Source organism: Tardiphaga sp. 285_C5_N1_2, assembly GCF_052076065.1.
GTDB lineage: Bacteria > Pseudomonadota > Alphaproteobacteria > Rhizobiales > Xanthobacteraceae > Tardiphaga > Tardiphaga robiniae.
The window spans coordinates 5,587,434-5,607,318 of sequence record NZ_CP197241.1; the positions used below are offsets into that span (position 1 = coordinate 5,587,434).

Sequence of the window (19,885 nt, forward strand, 5' to 3'; positions counted from 1 at the left end):
ATTTCTTTTATGGGTCAGATGTGTCCAAGCGCCTTGAGTATTCGCGCCGGTGTCATTGGCACCTGCGCGACCGTGCCTCCGAATGGCTTCATCGCATCATTCATCGCATTAAGCGCTGCTGCTGATGCCGCAGCCGTACCGGCTTCGCCGACACCCTTGGCGCCGAGCTGGGTATCCATCGTCGGCGTCTCGACATGTCCGATTTCGATGTCCGGCATCTCCACCGCCATCGGCACGAGATAGTCGGCGAGCGAGCCATTGGTGAGCTGGCCGTTGTCTCCGTAGACGCATTCCTCGAAGAACGCCGCGCCAAGGCCCTGCACGACGCCGCCGCGGATCTGCTCGTCGACCAGCAGCGGATTGATGACACGGCCGCAATCCTCGACCACCCATAGCTTGAGTATCTTGACCAGACCTGTCTCGACATCGAGCTCGAGATGGCAGGCCTGAACACCATTGGTGAATGCGAAGGGATAGCCCTGCGGCGCATAGTGATGCGCGACGGACAGCTGTGCCTGGGTGTCGGGCGGCAGTGTATCGGAACGAAAGTAAGCGATGCGCGCGATCTCGGAGAGCTCGATACGCTGCTGGGCGGTCGCGGCATCCACGATCCAGCCGTTATGGATGTCGAGCTTCTCCGGTTCGTCCTGCAGGATGGCCGCGGCCACCGCCAGCACGTTGGCTTTTAGCTTTTTCGTCGCTTGCAGCGCTGTCTCGCCACCGATGCCTGCGCCGCGGCAGGCATAGGTCGCGCCGCCATGCGGTGTGGTGTCCGTGTCGCCTGTCATCACCTTGATGCGATCGCGATCGACACCGAGATGTTCGGCCACGATCTGTCCGATGATGGTCTCGGTGCCCTGCCCGAGTTCGGTCACCGAGATCGAGCAATGAACATCCCCCGACGGTGTGATCTTGATGATGGCGCCATCCTGCGATGAGATCCGCGCACCGCCGACGCCATAGAAGGCCGGGCCGGGATTGGTAATTTCCACGAAGGTGGCGATACCGATGCCGCGATGAACGCCCTTGGTGCGCAGTTCGGCCTGTTCGGCGCGAAGCCCGTCATAATCCATCATCTCCTTCAGCTTGGCGAGACAGGCATGATGCGACAGCGCTTCGAACTGGTAGCCGGTCGGCGACGTGCAGGGATAGGCGTCGTCGGGGATCAAGTTGCGGCTGCGGATGTCGAACACGTCGTGCGCGGCCTTCTCGGCGATCATGTCCACCAGCCGCTCGGTGACCGTGCAGGCAACCGGATGCCCGACGGCCCGGTACTGGCTCATCTGCACCTTGTTCTGGAACACCACCTGCAGATCGGCGCGATAGTTCCGGAACGTGTAAGGTGCGCCCATCAGGCGATAGACCTGATTGCCTTCGACGACGCTGGTGCGCGGATAGGCCGAGAATGCGCCGATGCCAGTGACATCTTCCACATCCATCGCCAGGATATTGCCCTCTGCATCGGACGCCATGCGCGCACGGACGCGGTGATCCCTGGCGTGGATATCGGACACGAAAGATTCGATGCGATCGGCGACATATTTCACCGGGCGCCCCAGCATGATGCTGAGCCCGACCACCGCCATGTCCTCGTGATACATGTGCAGCTTCATGCCGAACGAACCGCCGATATCCGGTGCGATCACGCGGACGCGGGATTCAGGGAGGCCGTAGTGGAGGGCATAGATGTCCTGGAACTGATACGGCGTCTGCGTCGCATGATGCACCGTCAGTTGCCCTTCGCTGGCATCGTAGTCAGCGATGATCGCGCGCGGCTCCATGGTGACCGCCGTGTGGCGGCCGAAGTGAAACTCCTCCTCCACCACATGCGCGGCGCCGGCGAAGACATCCTCGACACCACCGGTATCGATCTTACCGTGGAAACAGAGATTGCTGCCGAGTTCCGGTGAAATCACCGGCGCATCCGGTGCGCGCGCAACGTCGATATCGACGACGGCGGGCAGTTCATCGAACTCGATATACACCGCCTCGGCTGCGTCTTCAGCCAGCGCGCGCGTATCGGCAACGACGGCGACCACCGCCTGCCCGGACCATACGACCTTGTCGATCGGCAGCGGCAGCTGTGGCGGCGACTTCATACCCTTGAAGTGATCCATGGTACCAACCCATGGCGTGCAGAGCCTGGCGAGGTCCTCGCCGGTGGCCACCAGCCGCACGCCAGGCATCTCGCGCGCCGTCGTCGCATCAATCGAGACGATGCGGGCATGCGCATAAGGACCGCGCACATAGGCGACATGGAGCATGCGCGGCAGCGTGATATCTGTGACGTATCGGCCGCGACCGGCCAGCAACCGCTTGGCATTCGGGCGCGGCACCGAGCGGCCGATATAGGAATTCGGACGGTCAAGTGGGGTCAGCATGCTCATACGCCGACCTCCTCGGACGCCTGAGCAATCACACCAGCATCGCGGTCGCGCGCGACCTTCTCGATGGCATCGACGATGGCTTCATAACCGGTGCAGCGGCAGTAATTTCCAGATAGCGCGTCCCGAATTTCCTCACGCGTGGGCACGCCCGGCTGTGACAGCAGGCTATGCGCGGTCATCAGCATGCCCGGCGTACAGAAGCCGCATTGCAGGGCGTTGCGCTGATGAAATGCCTCCTGAAGATCGGCAATCGCAGTGCGCTCGCTGAGACCTTCGACGGTCTCGATGGCCGCCCCGCTCGCCTGCACCGCGAAGGTCAGACAAGAATGTACGACGCGGCCATCCAGAATAACCAGACAGGCGCCGCAAACGCCCATCTCGCAGCCGGTGTGGGTGCCGGTCAGTTCCAGCGTCTGGCGCAGGAAATCCGCTAGCGTGATGCGCGGCGCGATGCTGTGCGACACTTCTGTGCCGTTCACCGTCATGGTGACATTGACGAGATCGCTCATGCGCCCTGCCTCGCGATCTCGCCCAGCAGTCGGCCGAGAAGAACGCGCGCAAGATGGCGCTTCATGGCAGGCGGCGTGTGCTCGTCTTCAGGCGGATCGAGATCGTCGCCGACGACGGCCTGGGCCGCAGCGATCGCGGCCTGATCCAGCCGCTTGCCGATCAGGCTGTCTTCGGCCTGCCGCGCACGAATCGGCGTGCTGCCAACGGAGAAGAACGCGATACGCACCTGTTTGACGACGTCATCGACGAATTCGGCGAGAATGCCGCAGCCGACCAGCGCAAAGTCGCCACGCCGACGCGCAAGCTCATGAAAGGCCCAGCGATGACTGGGCTGAACCACCGGCACATGAATCGCGACAAGAAGCTCGCCCGGTTCGATCGCTGTCTGAAACAGATCGAGGAAGAAATCGTCGGCCGGCACGCGGCGTACGCCGCCGCGGCTAGCAATTTCGAGCTCCGCGCCCAGCGCCAACGTCATCGCCGGGAATTCCGACGCAGGATCGGCATGAGAGATACTGCCGCCGAGGGTGCCTTTGTTTCGTATAGCCGGATGCGCCACATGCGGCGCGGCTTCGCTGTAGAGCGGCGCGTGCCGGCGGATCAACGGATCGGTCAGCACTTCGTGATGGCGGGTGAGCGCGCCGATGCGCAACCAGTCACCCTGCAGGTCGACACCACGAAGCGTCGAGATATGCGCGATGTCGATCAGCAATTGCGGCGCCTGCAAACGCAAGGCAAGCGCCGGCACGAGGCTCTGGCCACCTGCGATGTAACTCGCATCGTCGCCGGCTTCCTCGAACGCTTTCAAAGCCTCCACCACGGTGGAGGCCCTCACATAGTTGAACGCCCTCGCCTTCAACGTCTTCTCCCTAAACGTCTCGCGGACGTCCAGTTGTGACCATTTGGTCGGAAATCTAGAACACGTCGATTTCCCCGGGTCAACTTAAAATGACCATTTGGTCTCTTTTTCGAATTGAGCTATTCAGAACTCCCGCAACGCGAAGCAAAAATGGCAAAAAAGCCCATCAAATCAGTCGAAAAGCCACCGCGTCGCAACATGCGCGCGGCGGAGCGCGAGCGTTTCATCGTCGATGAAGCCGTGAAATTTTTTGCCGAACACGGCTTCGGCGGGCAGACGCGCGAACTGGCGAAACGCATGGGCATCACCCATTCAGCGATCTACCGCCACTTCCCGAGCAAAGAGGCGCTGATCGAACGCGTCTATGAAGAGATCTATCTCAGCCGCTGGTCACCGTCCTGGGCCGGCCTGATCCAGGATCGCACGCTATCGCTGCAGGCACGGCTGTCGCGCTTCTATCTGGAATATGTCGAGCAGGTCTTCGAATACAACTGGGTGAGAATCTTCGTCTTCTCCGGAATGAAATCGTTCGACATCACCAAGCGCTATCTTCAGATCGTCCGCGAACAAATCATCGAACCCGCCTGCCGCGAGCTTCGTCACGAGTTGAAGCTGCCTTCAAGCGATCAGGTACCGCTGTCGGAGCGCGAAGTCGAAATGTTCTGGGGCTTGCACGGCCGCATCTTCTATATGGCCATCCGGCGTTTCGTCTACGACACGCCCACACCGGAGCGACTGGACGACATCGTCAACGACGCAGTGAGGGTGTTTCTCGATGGCTCAAAACAGCTGATGCCTGAGCTTGTACAATCGGCATCATGACGTTTGTTGCGTGGTGCGGCCGCCCTCTTTGCGATTAGCGGGCGCTTGCCTCTCGATCTCATCCGAAAGCTCGCGATCCTGACAGGCATGCTTCGGAAGCAGGGATTCGCCGAAGCTATTGTCGATCGGCCTGCACGACATCGGCCAGCACAGCCGCGCCGGCAGCTTGATCTAGTTGCTCGAGCACATGAAGTGCATTGACGGAGTCTGATTCTGCCGCGGCATTGATGTGGCCCGGCACTGGCGCACGCATTTTCCGCTGAAGGAGCGAGATCGCGGCACGCCGGTATTGCGGGCTTTCCGAAACGCGACGCTCGAAGCGGGCACTGCCGATGCAGGAGAGAAGCTTGCTGTCGTTGTCGCGGGTGCAACTGCAGCAGGGGAAGCCGAAACGCGCGTCACCGAGTATCATTTCTCTCAGCGATACTTATGCGCGCTTGTGTAGTTCCTTCACCGCATCGGGACTATCGAAAAGTACCGCTGCGAACAGATTGAAACGTTACGCACCGTGCTAACACTTCTCTGATACCCGCCTCCAAGTTTTAGCACAATAAACTCACTGTTTTGTCCGGTGCTGCGACAAACTCCCGCCTCAAACGTAAACAAACGTTAATCCATGGGCGCTTCGATCAAAGCTAACGCAGAACTGTAGTTACATACCTGCATTTACTTTTACGAAGATTCTTGGGGGCCTCGTCAACGTACTACAATACAGGGGAACGGTATTGGCAACATTACACTACGCATCAGGCGACAACATCGACGCACAAGGTAACTTCACCCCAGCTCAAGCAGGCTTCAATCTTGCCGACGTTTCGTCGGTGGAGCAAGTGAACGCTTTGCCGGCAGGCGTGAAGGGCCTCGTCTGGCTCGATCAGGGTGACGGCGTCACCCAGAGCTTCATCGACGCTGTGAAACCTTACATCGGTAATCCCAACGTCTACGGTTTCTTCCTTAAGGACGAGCCAGATCCCACGGGGCAGTGGAATACCCTCGTGACCGCTGCAAACCTGAAGGCTGAGTCCGATTGGATTCACGCCAACGTTCCGGGTGCGAAGACGTTCATCACCATGATGAACATGGGATCTTCGGATAATCCCAGCTTCGCGAATACGTACACCCCGGAGAACACCCATATCGACCTCTTCGGAATCGATCCGTATCCGGTGCGGTCGGATAGCTCGACAGTCGACTACAGCATGATTGACAAGGCTGTCGCTGCCGCCAAAGCCGCTGGAATTCCGGAGGCCAGCATCGTCCCGGTATTTCAGACATTCGGCGGCGGTAACTGGGTCACCGATCAGGGTGGTCACTATGTGATGCCGACCGCCGCGCAGGAACAGCAAATGCTCGACCATTGGGCATCTGTCGTTCCCAATCCGGCTTTCGACTACGCCTACGCCTGGGGATCGCAGAACGGAGACGTGGCGCTGGAAAACTCGCAAGCGCTCCAGAACGTATTCCTGCAGCACAATACGAGCACGACGACGGATTCGACGTCGACTGGAAGCACGACTCCGGTTGACACGTCGAGCAGCAACCCGACGACGCCGGTCGATACGTCGCATAGCGGCACCTCGACGGATACGACGTCTTCGAGCGATTCTTCGACGACGCCCACGGCCTCTCAGCCAACGACGACGGCGCCGACCACCGATACCAGCGGCTCCGGGCACAACCACCATCACAAGGCTGACTCCTCCCAGTCGACAGATGGAAGCACATCGTCCGGTTCCGGAGGTGGACACCATCACCACGGATCCGCGGCAAACGCGTCCGTGAGCACTGCAACGGATACCGCTTCCAGCAGCGTTACCGACACAGCGTCGGTCGACACCTCGACTGCGCCCACGACCACCGAGCCAACGACGACGGCGCCGACCACCAACGCCGGCCACTCCGGGCATAACCACCATCACAAGCTGGACTTCTCCCAGCTGACCGATGGAAGCACATCATCCGGAGGTGGACACCATCACCACGGATCCGCGGCAACCGCGTCCGTGAGCGTTGCAGCGGATACCGCTTCCAGCAGCGTTGTCGACACCTCGACTGCGCCTACGACCACCGAGCCGACGACGACGGCTCCGGCCACCGACGTCGGCAACTCCGGGCACAACCACCATCACAGGCTGGACTTCTCTCATCTCACGGATGGGAACAAATCTTCCTGGGGTGGTCATCATCAGTACGCATCCGCTTCGCCCGCTGCAACCGCAGCAGCGACGGCTGCAACGGATACGGCTTCGAGCGACGTCACCGACGCAACTCTGGCGCCGCATCTGGATCTCGCCAGCCTCCACAACAACCATCACGTGGATCACCATTCGTGGCACTGGTAAACCCGCAGAACTGAGTCTGCGACAAAGAACGACATATGCGCGGTGATCCGCGCATATGAAAGCGACTTGGGGGGCCTTCATGGCCCCCCATTTGGGGATCATCGCGGCCAGTATGGTCGCGAGAGGAATGCCGTCTCGCGCAGTGCGGGATGTGTTGCGTACGAGCCAATTCGCGCTCGCTTCTTCGCATATGGCTTCTCTAACGTTAGCGCCGTCCGATCCGGGCGGCCTGGATGCACACATGTATACTTCAGCAAGACCGCCCGCGCTTGCGGACGCTTTCCGCCAGATACGTCCAGGCCTGCTTGCCGCTGGCGGGCTGTCTATCTTCATAAATCTCCTGGTGTTCGTTTCGCCGCTTTATACGATGCAGATCTACGATCGCGTGCTGACGAGCCGAAACGCGATGACGCTGTTGCTGCTTTCGCTGATCGCGCTCGCGCTTTTCATCAGTTACGCAGCACTCGAGCACTTTCGCAGCCGTGTTCTCGTGCAAACCGGAATTCGCTTCGACCATTTGCTGTCAGGAGAAGCTTTCGAAACGGCTCTCGCGCAGGCAGTGCGCACAGGAAGCTCGCATCATGTTCAGCTGTTGCGCGACGTCGACACATTGCGCGACGTTCTATCCGGCGGCGTGATCACGTCTCTGATGGACGCACCCTGGACTCCGATTTTTCTCGGCATGTGTTTTCTGCTTCATCCATCGATCGGCATGGTTGCTCTGACAGGCGCGCTGGTCATCCTTGCGCTCGCCTTTCTCAATGAGCGCGCCACCAAAGCGCCGCTGATGGCGGCTTCGTTCAAGAATCTCCACGCTCTGGACCGATTGACGTCCTCGCTTCGTAACGCGGAAGCGATCCGTGGTCTCGGAATGGGGCCTGCCATACGCGCCGCCTGGGGCGCCACGCATGGACAGGCGCTCGTTGAAAGCGCCAAGGCCGGAGAACGCGGCGGAACGCTGCTCGCAATCTCGAAATTTCTGCGGATGGCGATTCAGGTGGCGATTATGGGCGTCGGGGCTTACCTGGCAATTCATCAGGAGATCTCGGGAGGCGTTCTCTTCGCTGCCTCCTTGATCATGGGGCGCGCGCTCGCACCGGTAGAGGCGGCTGTCGCGCAATGGAGAGCGTTCGTGTCGGCGCGGACGTCTTTTTCCCGCCTCGACGAGGCTCTGCGGACGCGGGCGACGGAAAGACAACCGACGCGATTGCCGCCCCCGGTCGGCAACATCTCCGTCGAGGCTTTGACCGTTATGGTACCGGGATCGCAGTTGGCGGCGATTTCCGATGTCAGTTTCCGGCTGTCACCTGGCGAAGTTGTTGCGATCGTCGGTGCGTCCGGTTCCGGCAAATCTTCCCTAGCGCGCGCGCTGGTTGGAGCCTGGCCAGCCGCACAGGGTTGCGTACGCGTCGATGGAAATGACATCCGGCATTTCGAGGCCAGTTTCCTTGGACAAAGTTTCGGTTACTTGCCGCAGGATGTTGAATTATTCGCCGGGACCGTCCGCGACAACATCGCTCGCTTTCGTGACGGCGCGTTGGATGAACAGGTTGTCGAGGCGGCGCAGCTCGCTTCGGCGCACGCCATGATCCAGCGGCTGCCGCAGGGCTACGACACTGTCATCGGGGAAAACGGGGCGGGTCTTTCCGGCGGCCAGCGACAACGCATCGGGTTGGCCCGCGCACTTTTTGGCAGGCCCGTCTTTGTCGTGCTCGATGAACCGAACGCCAATCTGGATGGTGACGGCGATCGTGCTCTGGCTGACGCCATCCAAATGCTCCGTCAACAGCGTGTGACGATCGTGATCATCAATCACAGACCAAATCTCCTTTCATTGGTCGACAAGATTGTTTTCATGCATGACGGGCACATTGGGCGCGCGGGTACGCGCGAAGAGCTCCTTCCCCTGCTTCTTGGTGAGACCGTTGCGCCCATGCGCCGCGAGCCGCGGATCACAACAGAAAGCCACCGAGTTGACGGGGCCTCACGCCACGCGCCGTTTCCAAGTTCAGTGCGGCCTGTCCATGTCACGAGGCAATGATGAAGATTCCCAAGCTGCGAGCAGAGATTGCTGCTCAGGACGAACTGGCGCGACTCCTCAGACGTTTGAGCGATGGTGGCCACGCGTTTCGCAGGCCTGATGTCTTGCAACGATTTGTGGAGATCAAGGCGCGGTTGCTGATCTGGCTATCAAAGGTATGGCTGTCGATATTCCCGAATCGCGACGCCGGGAACGCAAATGGCGACCCATCGGGCGATTGGCGCACTCCGGCGAGACGCGGCTTTGGCATCGTGTTCCTGACCTTCGTAGTGTTTGGTGGTTGGGCTGGCCTGGCCTCCATCGATGGTGCCGTCGTGGCTGCAGGCTCGATCGTCGTCGAGAGCGACCGTAAGTCCGTTCAGCACCTGGAAGGTGGCATCGTCCAAAGCCTGATGGTGAGGGGCGACGCGCATGTCGAACAGGGACAGGTGCTGTTGCGACTCGATCCAACACAGGACCGGGCGCGGGAGGAAATGGCGCGTTCGGCCGTGTATTCGGCAATCGCGGAAGAGGCGCGCCTGCTTGCGGAAGCCGATGGGGCCGATACGATCACGTTTCCATCCGAACTGACGCAGAAGGCCTCCGATCCCTCTGCGCAGCGTGCCATGGGCGACCAGAAGCGGCGGTTCGAGGAACGCCGCGTCGCGCGAAAGATCGAGGTTTCGATCCTTGAAGAAAAGATCGGACAGGCGCAGCGCCAGATCCAGGGAAACGCTGCGCAAAGCAAGGCTGCACGCGCACAGTTCGACAGCATGGCGCAGGAATATACCAAGCTCAAGCCGCTCGCCGACCAGGGGATCGTTCCGTTCGCGCGGATTGCGACTCTGGAGCGTTCCAAATCCGACCTTGAGGGCCGAATTGGTTCATACGACGCCGACATCGCGCGCTTCGGACGGATCATCGACGAAGCACGGTTACAGATCAATCAGGTCGGGCAGAAAGTTCTGGAGGAAGCCACCGGTAAGCTTGCCGACACCCGCGCTCAGCTCGCTGACGCGCGCGAGAAGCTGCGCATGGCCGCAGACGTTCTCGGTCGGATGGACGTTCGCGCATCTCGCTCCGGACGTATCGTCAATCTGAAAGTCCACACGGTCGGCGCGGTGATCAAGCCGGGCGACGTCTTGATGGAGATCGTGCCGGACAACGACGTCCTCGTGGTTGCCGCGAAAATATCCTCTCTCGACGTCAATCACGTACAAATCGGCATGCCCACAGAAGTGCGGCTTCCCTCGTTCAAGGCTCGCTCGACGCCGATCGCCATCGGCGAAGTTCTTTCGGTGGCAGCCGATGCGCTTCGCGACGAAGCCACGCACCAGCCTTACTACGAAGTCAAAGTTTCAGTGCAAGTGACGAAATTTCCCGACAAAATTCGCGAGAAGCTCAAACCCGGCATGATGGCCGACGTCCTGATCGCGACTGGTGAACGCACCGTTCTTGCCTATCTCATGCAACCGATGACCGATGCGATACGGCGTGGCATGCGGGAGGACTAAGGCGGCCAACCGGCGTCGCGACTTGCCGAGGCATCGCCGGCGGCTTGGTTCAGCACAACCATCGTTGCCGCAACGCCTAGACATTGCAGATGTTGGAGCGTTGGATGAACGAGCGGGTGAAGGCAGCTGCGCATGCGGCGAGGCGACAGATATGTCGGGCTGGTATTTTCGCAACGGAGGTGAGGGAACTGGTCGCGTTGTCCTGCACTCGTACGCGCGTCGGTCAGGGCGCGGGCCAGTTGCATGCCGTCGCCATCTTGCGTCGGACGGCATTCAAGCCGACCAATTGAAACGTACTTTCATATGGTGGGCCTTTCCCAACGTGGACTTTAACGAGAAGCTGGCCACCATCCGGCATTGAGCGGAGCAAGCGAACAACGTCGCCTGGAAAGGCAAGACCTTTCCCCGTTTCTAACGCCCGCCAGCGCTGTTCAACAACTGGCTCTTCGTTGATCCGGTGCGCGACCTTCACCTCGCCATCCGGGACCGGCTTCCAGGATCCCGTTGTGGAAATTATCAACTCCGTGCGATGGGCGCGACAATGGATGGCGAACGCGGAGGCAGCATTTTGCGATGCTGTGCGCGCTGTCATCAGCGCCTCAATCTGCGGCTGATAATCCACCGGAGAGGTGGTCTCGCTGATGATCCAGTTCGGACTTGGAGACGGCGTGGTAGCGTGAGTTTCGGTCATCTCCCCCAACAGCTCATCGACGCACTTCAAGCGCTCCATGCCTTCAAACTGTGAGCAGGTCTTCAGGCGATCTATGGCGCCACCGGTTTGAGCACACACAGTCTGGCTCATAATCAAGAGCACAGCCAGACCGAGAGTACCCGTGTCCTTCATGGGGACCGTCCTGCTGTTACGGCTTGCGGAAGATCAAGCCATTCCTGCGCCGGCTTAAACCGGCCGAGGCTCGGCACGCTGGCCCGCAGATTGACCTCTTTCCATTTCGGATCGAAACCAGGGGACTGCAACCGGTCGAAGCGACCAAACAGGTGATCGACAAGGCGCGCCACGCGCCGGTATCGGTCAGACTGTTGTGGCCAGTTATAGGCCGCAAGAATGGTGGGGACTGCAATCGTCGCTATCCGCTCACCTTTCGGCACCAGACTCGGATAGTCCGCCGCATCGATAGACGATGGAAGATAGTAGTCCTCAAATTTGGCGCCGTATTCGACGGGGAGGAACTTAAATCCGGGATCCCAGCGTCCCTTCAGAAAAGCGTCGACGGGCTTTGACGTCACAAACACAACGGCCGCGATTTCTCCGCGCTTCATTTGCTCCAATGCGACCTGGTGCGGAATGAACATCTTTTCCACGTTTAGTCCCAGCCGACTGAAGATCAGCGGACCGGAATAGGCGGCTGCCGTACCTTGCGTATTGAAATTGACCTTTTTTCCCTTAAGCTCTTCGAGCGACCGGATCTCCGGGCGGACGAATATGTGCAGTTCGGACGGAAAGAGGTTCAGAACGTAAACGATGCGCCGTTCGATAGACGGAACTTGAGCTTTATATTCCTCAAGAGCATCCGTGTTGATGATCGCCGCATCAACGCCTCTAAGATACAGCAGCGAATTGACGTTTTCCGTTGCTCCGCGCGTCACGATCGGGAGGACGTGAAGCTTATCCTCCTCGTTTACGACGCGAGCGATCTCTGCCGCGAGACGAAGCGGAGCCCCTTCAATGAGCCCGCCGGCGAGGCCGACGGTCCATGCATTGATGCGCTCTTTCGCGGCCGTTTCGGTCCTTTTCACCGCCGCCATAGCCTGCGTCTCGCGCGTCGGGAGAGATTGGGCATTGGCAGCCAGTTGCAGCCCGAACGCCGCTAATGCCATAGCAAATGAGAACTTGATGAGCGACATGCGAGTCTCCATTCTCGGATTGACCATCTAGGGCTGACGCGTCAGGAGCAGGCTGCTATTTCAGCGACTCAATCCTCGCCTTCGCATCCTCAATGCCGCCCGCCTGTGCCTTTTCATACAGTTCGAGTGCCTTTCTGGAATCACCGAGGACCCCACGTGCGCTCCACGATTTCAGCACGCGGGCGTCGTAGGTCTCCGCGAGCATAAAGGCGGCTCGCGCGCTGCCATGTCCAAGAGCATGTTCAAGCAATGGGCGCGCCCCGCTGATGTCAGCTTGCCGGAGCAATGCGTTCGCCCGAACAAGCAGTCTCTGTTCGTCCGCCACAGAATAGGGAGCGACACTCGCCAGCACGGTTACCTCTGATGCCACGAGGACTTTCGACTCCACACTTGGCACGGCTTCGCGAGCGGTCGACCGTGCTTGCGGTGGCGTTTCCAACACGGACGATCTTTCCGCATATGAAGCGACGGCCTGAGTGGAAGCCCACTGCGGCAAGGCGCTCTTTCCCTCGGTCGTCTTCGCACGGGGCTCCGCCGCGCCTTCGTTCCGGCCAGTAGGGGCGGGTTGGCGCGAAGCGAGAGTCTGAGAAGCACTCACGGCAGCAAGCTGCTGGTTTCGAGCCTCCAGTTGGTTCTTAACAAGAGCAAGCTCCTGTACAAGTGCGTCAGCACGCTCGCGCTCGCTGGCAAGAGCTCGCTTCTGCTCTGCTGCCGTGGTGTTGCTGGCCTCCGTCACCCGAAGCACCTCAGCGTGTGCCGCCGCGAGACGGCTGGCATGCTCCTCGATCTGCTGACGCGCCGAGGAGAGCTCGCGGGCGACTGCCTCGGTCCGGCTGCGCTCCTTTGCAGATGCGCGCTCTTGTTCGACCTTCGCAGCCTCGACGATCCGCGCAGCCTGCGGCGTCGCGGCACGCGCCGCGTCTAGTTCGGTCCGGAGAGAGATCAATTCACGCTTGAGGGCTTCCGTCCCGTCTTGCTGCTGTTTGAGCTGCTGTTCGAGCGCCTGCTTTTGCTCGATCTCTGCCGCGGTGGCTTTTGCGGCGTCCGAAGCTGCGATCCGCACCGTATCGAGTTCCGCCCGAAGGGAAGCAAGGTCATGCGCGGGCGCGTCTGCCTTCCACCGCTCCTGCTGTTCGAGCGCCTGCTCTTGCTCGATCTCTGCCTCGGTGGCTTGCACAGCTTTCGAAATCACGATCCGCGCCGCGTCGAGTTCGGTCCGAAGGAAGGCAAGCTCACGCATAAGGTCGATTGTTTTGTCTCGCTCCTGTTCGAGCGCTTGCGTTTGCCTGATCCCTACCTCGATGGCCTGGGCAGATTCCTTGCCTGCCACCCGCGCCGTCTCGAGTTCCGCCCGGAGGGTCGCAAGTTCACCCGCAAGGGCGTCTGCCCTAGCTCGCTCTTGATCAAGCGCCTGTCTTAGCGTGGTGCTGGTCGCTTCAGCCGTCGACTGGGCCGCATTGAGTTCTGCTCGGGGGGGCGCGACAAGCACAGGTGCAAGGGCTTCAGCCCTGTTCCGCTCCCGTGTTTGAGAAGATTCGGAGGCCTGCGCGCGGAATTGGCTTTCACCGCATAGCCCATCCTCCGCAGCCCCAATGAGGACCCACAGAATGCAAGCTCCTACTGCAGACGAGGCACGCGCAGCGGTTCTGCTTGTTGCGCGGGAGCCCTCAACAGCTTTGGATCGCGGTAGCCAATGCGATGCTACCTCAACTGCCTGTGACCACATCGTGACAACTCAGGTGAGCTTTTATGTGTGTCCATTTTGATGACACAGCCTTCATCGGCCGTTTGTCGATGTAGCAATGGAAGTAGTCACAACGAGGTAGGCGCACCAATCGCGGCAATTAAGTAGATCACGCCTGCATTGTCTGAACCATTCTTGACCCGCCTGTTCGCGCGCGATTACGCTATCGCGCACACTTGAGCCCGCACTCCCAGCACACTCAAGGAAACAACATGAACAGATCACTCGTCGTCTTCGCCAGCATGGCCGCCGTTGGGATTATCTTGATGCTGAGCACCCAAACCAGCGGCGCTGTAGAAATCAATACGTCTGCCAAGACTTCTGCCAAAATGAACGCCAACGCCAAGGTGACCACCGCCGCCATCCGAACGCAGCCACATCGGCTCGTTGTACAGGTTAACGTCAATGACCCCGCAACAATGAATCTCGCTCTCAATAATGTCAGCAATGCAGCTCAGCACTACAGCGAGATCGGTCAAAAGGTTGGGATCGAAGTGGTCGTTTTTGGACCCGGACTGCATATGCTGCGAGATGACACCTCTCCCGTCAAAGCGCGCATCAAATCCATGAGCGAAACCATGCCACAGCTGACCTTTTCAGCATGCGGGAACACCCGCGAGAATATGGCAAAAGCTGAGGCGAAGGATATTCCTCTTATCCCGCAGGCCAAGGTCACCAAATCCGGAGTGGTACGGCTCATGGAGCTGCAAGAGCGAGGCTGGAGCTACTTGCGACCTTGATCCAGAGGGGCCTCTGCGATCTGCATCGCCTAGTTCCAATCTGTTGGATCTGTTGGTCGAAGATCAGGAATAGGACGACGTGATCGCTCGTTCGATGACCGGTCGGTTGACGGTCAAATGCGGGTCGATCACGAGATCGAGATGGCCGCCAGCAATCGGAATAACCTCCAGTTTTGCAAACAGAGAGTCCCATCCGAGGTGTGCTGGTGACCCTCGCCGGTTGCAAAGGAATACCGTTCCGGTAATTGGCAAGCGAGGTTTGGCACTCGCCACCCAGCGGCCGAATTCCTGCATCCGGAGAATCTCCTCAAGCTCCAACTTGAGCATGAAGCGGGTGCCGGCCAAGCGCGTCCAGATCCTCGCATCGAGAATTCGACAGAACTTTACCTCCCAGTGGAGTCGAGCAACGCATTTTGCGATAGCGCGACACAGCATTCGGTACATCGTGACCCGGTGTGATCTAACTCTCTGCAGAGTACGCGACAGGGTCTCCCGATAGTCACTCCTGCGGGGGCCGATATTCGTGTCCAATATGCCCAGAAATTTCACCGATCGGCCTTCCGCAATCAGCCGGGCAGCCACTTCAAATGCGACGCCGCCACCCAGCGAATAGCCGATTAGACGTATGTCGCCGCGAGGATGAACGGCGTTGATCTGTTCCAGCGCCAATGTCGCCATGTGGTCGACCGAGCCGCATCCGGTCAGGGCAGACGTCAGATCCGGGTAGCGGATCGGGATCACATGAGCCGTCTTGCTCAACTGTGCCCCGAACGCCGCCAGACTCGGACCGTAACCTATCGAGCCTGGCAACATCACCAGATGAGGCAGGAGTTCCCCGGCGGCTTGTTGCCGCTGCGATCGGCCACCTGCAGCGACGATATGAATCATATCGGCTGCGCTCATGTCCACCGTGAAAGCTTCCATGTTGAGCTCTTGGCCGACCAGCTCTTCCAGCTCCATCACGCATCGCAGAAGCTTGAGGGAATCGCCACCTGCCTCGTCCCAGCGGCCGGCAACGTCGGTCGTACCTAGGATCCGCGCCCATACCTGCGCCACTATTTTTTCGGCTTGCTTCACTTCACCCGCCCCTGGAGGCTGAGGCTGAGGCGGGGGCGGACCTCTTCGGCTCTCGCTATCCAGCGCCTTGAGTTTTGCGACGTCTATCTTTCCGCCGGCGAGGCGCGGAAGTTCCGCGATTTCATGCAGTCTGGTGGGATGCAATGCGGTCGGAAGCGTCTGCCTGATAACGTCCCGAACGTCAGCCGTGAATGTTGCCTTGGCCTCGACACCTGGCGACGCAAAAATCACCAGCTCGCTTGAATCGGTGACGATGGCGACGGCGTCGCTCACATAGTGGATCCTGCGTACGACAACCTCGAGCTCAGCCGGTTCGACACGCCGTCCATTGATTTTGAGCTGACGCCCCTTTCGTCCCAACATCTGCATCAATCCGCGCGCATCGACAGTAACAAGGTCGCCTGTCGGGAAGATGCGGCAACGGTCGTCATCCGGGTCGGGTAATGCAGGGAGCACCTGACCGTTCTCCCAGTAACCAAGCAGCACGTGCATGCTCTTGATGATCAGCTCCCCAACCTCGCCGGTGGGCACAGGCACGCCATTGTCGTCGACGACGGCAAACGACATTCCTGGAAGCAAATAGCCAACCGGGGGCATGCCGAAGTCGCTTTCCTTGCAGTCGTCGGGAAGAAACCACTGCGTGCCGGTGGTTTCGGTCGACGAATAGCTGATCTGAATGAAGCAGGAGGGCTTCACGACCTTTCGGACGAGTGCAACATCCGTCCACAGCACCTTCTCGCCGCCGATGCGGACAACCCGGAGCGATTCGAAATCGCCGGTATCGCTTGCGGCAATCACTGCCCGCAGGAGAGCGGGAACGATATAGGTGATCGTTATCTGCTGCGATCGGATCTGACGCAACACGCCGCGAAGGCCAAAGGCCTCGACATCCGCCATATGCAATCTTGCGCCGGTCAACAAGGCCGTGAGCATCTCTCTGGTGCCCGCAATGGTCGTAGGGCCGCTCAGAGGCATGAAGACGTCAGTAGCGTCGATGTGACATGCATCCGCATATTGGTGGACGCGCTGGAGCAAGCTGCGTTGGCTATTCACAACGCCCTTTGGCTGTCCGGTACTGCCCGACGTGTAGAGCACAAGCGCAGGTGCATCCACCGAGACTGGCTCAAGCGATGGGGCGCCACCGAAAAATTCGTTCGCGTGCGTAATATCGATCCAACGCAGGCCGTCTTCGTCGATCCATTTGGTTGAGCTACTGTCGCCCTGGCCGATCAGTACAGAAATCTGTGCATTTGCAACGATGTGGGCAAGTCGCTGGTCCGGATCGCGCGGATTGAGCGGCACCAGGGGGCGCCCTGCGGCCATACATGCAAGCATGGCGATCGGATGCCAGATCGAGTGGCGCAACAACAGGCCGACGGCCCGCCCCTCGGGAGCCACCGCTGCAATCGCCTGGGCCAGCGTCAAAACTCTGATCAGAAAATCCGAATATGTGATTTGGCGGGTGTCATCGCTGATGGCTACGTTGTTCGGAAATCTCTTTGCCACCGCATCCAGATGCGTGATCGCGGGCACGCCAGCAAATTCGGCCCCCATACGATCGAACGGGCGATCGACAGGCCCGCCCAGGTCGAGAGGCAATTCGGGAGGTTCCATCCAGAGTGCTTGTGCAGGCTCGCTTGAATCTCCGGAAAGTGCGCGCCCGCCAGCGAACGTTTTCGCGCGTTTCGCCAAGGATCCATCGGGAAATCTCTGAAGTTGCATGACGGTACTCACCGTTGCGGGATGGAGATCGTAGGCCACACGTCGGCTATTGACGTCCTTCGAGTGAATGATAGGGCTGCACCAATTTTCCGGCCTCTATCCAATTACCGCGCTATTCAGCGGCGGCGGGCCGACGAAACTCTACAAAGGCAAAGAGCAGGCCGGCCGTCATGTTCACGCGTTTGTAGATGTAGATCGCCATTGCCATGTTCCAGGCTACATTCGTCACGGCCGTCGCAACGGCGGCACCCATCACGCCAAAGAAAGCAATGCCGATCGCACAAGCGACGACGTTCATGACGGCTCCGATCGCCGTGATTGCGGCTGCTGCCCGCTCGTGCCCTGTCATGGTCAGAAGATTTTGCTGGGGACCAGTGGCAGCGGCAAAGATCTGTCCAACGACGAGAATTTGGGCGACCGGAGCTGTCGCAACGAATTCCTCGCCAAAGAAGCGGAGTAACGGTACCGTCAGCAACAAAAGTGGAAGTGCCAGCACGACTGTCCCCGCCAGCGACAGAACAGTCGCTCGGGCAAACAGACTCTGAAGCGCTGCCTCATTCCGATGCGCGTGAAGCTTCGAGACGTTTGGTGAAAAGAAAGTCCCTACTGCCATCCGGGGGAGAACAAGAAAAAGAGCTAAATTCAACCCCAGTGCAAAGATGCCGGCCTCGTGGGCATCGCCGGTCCAGCCGAGGATAATCACGCCGGCGCGGCTCATGAGAACCTCAACTCCAATCAGGATCATGACAGGACAGGCAAGATGCCACCAGTCGCGAGACGCATAAGCCGGCACCGCCGAGCGTAGTTGTGGCGGCCAAAGCTTCCGCATGCTCAGTCCGACGATGGCCGCTGTAACGGCAGAGCTTGCCATCAAAGCGATCAGGACCGTTGTCGCATCGATTGGCGTGACGTTGAGTGCCACGGCAAGCAGAAGCAGCACGACCATAAGGCCGTCCCGAACGAAGCGTTCGGGCGCAATTGCCGAAATGACGCCACCCAGCGCGCGTACCGTGGCAGAACCGAGAACGTAAAGCGCGACCAATGGGACGGTCGCCATGCCAACCGCCAGACTGACAGTCAGCTCCCGATGAAGCGTCTCCGACAGGAATAGTGCGGTGGCGACTCCGCAGATCGCAATCAACATCCCAACCAACAATGATCGTCCGAATGCAAATTGAATGACTCCGCGCGCCAATGGCCACTTTCCGGTCGCGCTATAGGCCGGCACATATCGCAGCAGAACCGTGTTGAACCCGAGTCCCGCGATGTAAGAGAGAAGGGTCGTCCAGGCCAAGACGTATGAATAGATACCGTAACTCGTCGCTCCTATCGTACGGGCAATGACAAGTTGAGCCACGCACGTCAGCCCGGCGCCGCCAACATAGATAACGAACGCCCACAGACTTGCGCTGGCCATGCGCCGAGCGAGCTCGGGTTGAGCCGGAGCTGTGAAAGCTCCGATTGTCTCGGGCGTCGGCAGGGGTGGCGTGAACTTCTCGGCATAAGGTTCAAAACTTTCCTCCCCTGGGCCGGGTGACGAGCTGACCGCTCCGTTGGGCCTGAACTTACTCGAGACCTCTTCTTCGATACGGTCGAGAGCCCTGGACATCAGGCCGGGATCAAGCGAGTTGATGCAGATCACCCGTTGATGCTCGGCCGCGAGTAATGAGCCAACGTAGTCAGTAATCGGCTTTGCCTTGAGAAAGGTCGCTACGTCAGGCTCGAACCATTTCTCCATGTAGGTTTTTTGGTGTACTCGCTCATGGAGGCGCTTTTCCAACAGCTCCTTCGGAGCATCAAACCGGATCAGCAGATCGGATTGTGTCCTCATGCCGATTGCACGAGCGATCGTCTTCTCGTCTGCTCGGCTAAACAGGGCCAAGGTGCAAACGATCTGCACAAAGCCCTGGTCGAACAAGACGATGCGATCTGACTTGTGCGAATCTCTCCACACGCAGGAGAATCGGACGACGTATTGGCTAAGCCTGATCCTCCAAACGGGATTATTGGGTGGCATTAGTCGGAGCAGGTCTTTCGCTAGACGCAACCCTCGGGCATTTGCGATAGGACGGCACAAGATTGCGATGGTGGCGAAGATCGCGAGAGTGACGCGCTGCAGCGCTGGAAGAAATCCACCAAAGTTCAGAAGATGATTGGATAGATGCGGCAACGTAAGTACGAGGTCGACCTCATACCCGCGGTCACGCAGGCGTTGAGCGAGTGCCCGACTAAAGGTTGTTTTGCCAGCGCCTGGTGGACCGAAGGTCTCGATAATCATGCTGCCC

At 59.5% G+C, this 19,885-nt stretch carries 14 protein-coding genes; 5 read left to right on the top strand and 9 right to left on the bottom strand.

All coding sequences use genetic code 11. From position 1 onward, the window contains the following. Nucleotides 1-14 precede the first annotated feature (14 nt). Genes AB7951_RS26430 through AB7951_RS26440 form a run of 3 tightly spaced genes read right to left on the bottom strand, consistent with a single transcriptional unit; the run spans nucleotide 15 to nucleotide 3,756 of the window. Nucleotides 15-2,381 carry a xanthine dehydrogenase family protein molybdopterin-binding subunit gene (locus tag AB7951_RS26430; protein ID WP_120288112.1) on the bottom strand — a complete coding sequence of 789 codons (2,367 nt, stop codon included), beginning with the start codon at nucleotides 2,379-2,381 and terminating at the stop codon, nucleotides 15-17. Between the two features lie 2 nt (nucleotides 2,382-2,383). After that, nucleotides 2,384-2,896 (bottom strand): (2Fe-2S)-binding protein, encoded by a 513-nt coding sequence (locus AB7951_RS26435; protein WP_120287856.1) that lies wholly within the window; start codon nucleotides 2,894-2,896, stop codon nucleotides 2,384-2,386. After that, nucleotides 2,893-3,756 (bottom strand): FAD binding domain-containing protein, encoded by an 864-nt coding sequence (locus AB7951_RS26440; protein ID WP_120287855.1) that lies wholly within the window; start codon nucleotides 3,754-3,756, stop codon nucleotides 2,893-2,895. Before AB7951_RS26440 ends, AB7951_RS26435 begins: the two co-directional genes overlap by 4 nt. Nucleotides 3,757-3,906: 150 nt before the next feature. Between AB7951_RS26440 and AB7951_RS26445 the strand changes: the two genes are divergently transcribed. Further along, the gene (locus AB7951_RS26445) at nucleotides 3,907-4,578 is read left to right on the top strand and encodes a TetR/AcrR family transcriptional regulator (protein ID WP_320446305.1); all 672 of its coding nucleotides are present in this window, start codon (nucleotides 3,907-3,909) and stop codon (nucleotides 4,576-4,578) included. 115 nt (nucleotides 4,579-4,693) lie between these two features. On the opposite strand, the gene AB7951_RS26450 is transcribed toward AB7951_RS26445, so the two are convergent. Continuing rightward, nucleotides 4,694-4,990, bottom strand: a complete 297-nt coding sequence (locus tag AB7951_RS26450) for a hypothetical protein (RefSeq protein ID WP_120287854.1) — start codon at nucleotides 4,988-4,990, stop codon at nucleotides 4,694-4,696. A gap of 313 nt (nucleotides 4,991-5,303) precedes the next feature. Between AB7951_RS26450 and AB7951_RS26455 the strand changes: the two genes are divergently transcribed. From AB7951_RS26455 to AB7951_RS26465, 3 genes are all read left to right on the top strand, one after another. Beyond that, nucleotides 5,304-6,920 (top strand): calcium-binding protein, encoded by a 1,617-nt coding sequence (locus AB7951_RS26455; RefSeq protein WP_439062067.1) that lies wholly within the window; start codon nucleotides 5,304-5,306, stop codon nucleotides 6,918-6,920. A gap of 241 nt (nucleotides 6,921-7,161) precedes the next feature. Next, complete coding sequence (locus AB7951_RS26460; protein WP_439062066.1) at nucleotides 7,162-8,961, top strand: type I secretion system permease/ATPase; 1,800 nt, start codon at nucleotides 7,162-7,164, stop codon at nucleotides 8,959-8,961. Further along, nucleotides 8,961-10,454, top strand: coding sequence for an HlyD family type I secretion periplasmic adaptor subunit (locus AB7951_RS26465; protein ID WP_246297934.1), 1,494 nt, complete (start codon nucleotides 8,961-8,963; stop codon nucleotides 10,452-10,454). Before AB7951_RS26460 ends, AB7951_RS26465 begins: the two co-directional genes overlap by 1 nt. A gap of 223 nt (nucleotides 10,455-10,677) precedes the next feature. Here the strand turns inward: AB7951_RS26465 and AB7951_RS26470 are convergent, their stop codons facing one another. The 3 genes from AB7951_RS26470 to AB7951_RS26480 are packed head-to-tail and all read right to left on the bottom strand — an operon-like array spanning nucleotide 10,678 to nucleotide 13,647. After that, nucleotides 10,678-11,298 carry a type VI secretion system-associated protein TagO gene (locus AB7951_RS26470; RefSeq protein WP_120287852.1) on the bottom strand — a complete coding sequence of 207 codons (621 nt, stop codon included), beginning with the start codon at nucleotides 11,296-11,298 and terminating at the stop codon, nucleotides 10,678-10,680. Continuing rightward, nucleotides 11,295-12,317, bottom strand: a complete 1,023-nt coding sequence (locus AB7951_RS26475; protein WP_089266912.1) for a TAXI family TRAP transporter solute-binding subunit — start codon at nucleotides 12,315-12,317, stop codon at nucleotides 11,295-11,297. The genes AB7951_RS26470 and AB7951_RS26475 overlap by 4 nt, the downstream gene beginning before the upstream one ends. A 55-nt stretch (nucleotides 12,318-12,372) precedes the next feature. Continuing rightward, complete coding sequence (locus AB7951_RS26480; protein ID WP_147421591.1) at nucleotides 12,373-13,647, bottom strand: hypothetical protein; 1,275 nt, start codon at nucleotides 13,645-13,647, stop codon at nucleotides 12,373-12,375. Between the two features lie 626 nt (nucleotides 13,648-14,273). Here AB7951_RS26480 and AB7951_RS26485 point away from each other — a divergent pair. Continuing rightward, nucleotides 14,274-14,801 (top strand): DsrE family protein, encoded by a 528-nt coding sequence (locus AB7951_RS26485; protein ID WP_120287850.1) that lies wholly within the window; start codon nucleotides 14,274-14,276, stop codon nucleotides 14,799-14,801. Nucleotides 14,802-14,864: 63 nt separating this feature from the next. Here AB7951_RS26485 and AB7951_RS26490 read toward each other — a convergent pair whose 3' ends face one another. Next, on the bottom strand, nucleotides 14,865-17,639 hold the full coding sequence (locus tag AB7951_RS26490) for an AMP-binding protein (protein WP_441256091.1): 2,775 nt from the start codon (nucleotides 17,637-17,639) through the stop codon (nucleotides 14,865-14,867). 73 nt (nucleotides 17,640-17,712) lie between these two features. Continuing rightward, nucleotides 17,713-19,878 carry an oligosaccharide flippase family protein gene (locus AB7951_RS26495; protein WP_120287849.1) on the bottom strand — a complete coding sequence of 722 codons (2,166 nt, stop codon included), beginning with the start codon at nucleotides 19,876-19,878 and terminating at the stop codon, nucleotides 17,713-17,715. Nucleotides 19,879-19,885: the final 7 nt, after the last annotated feature.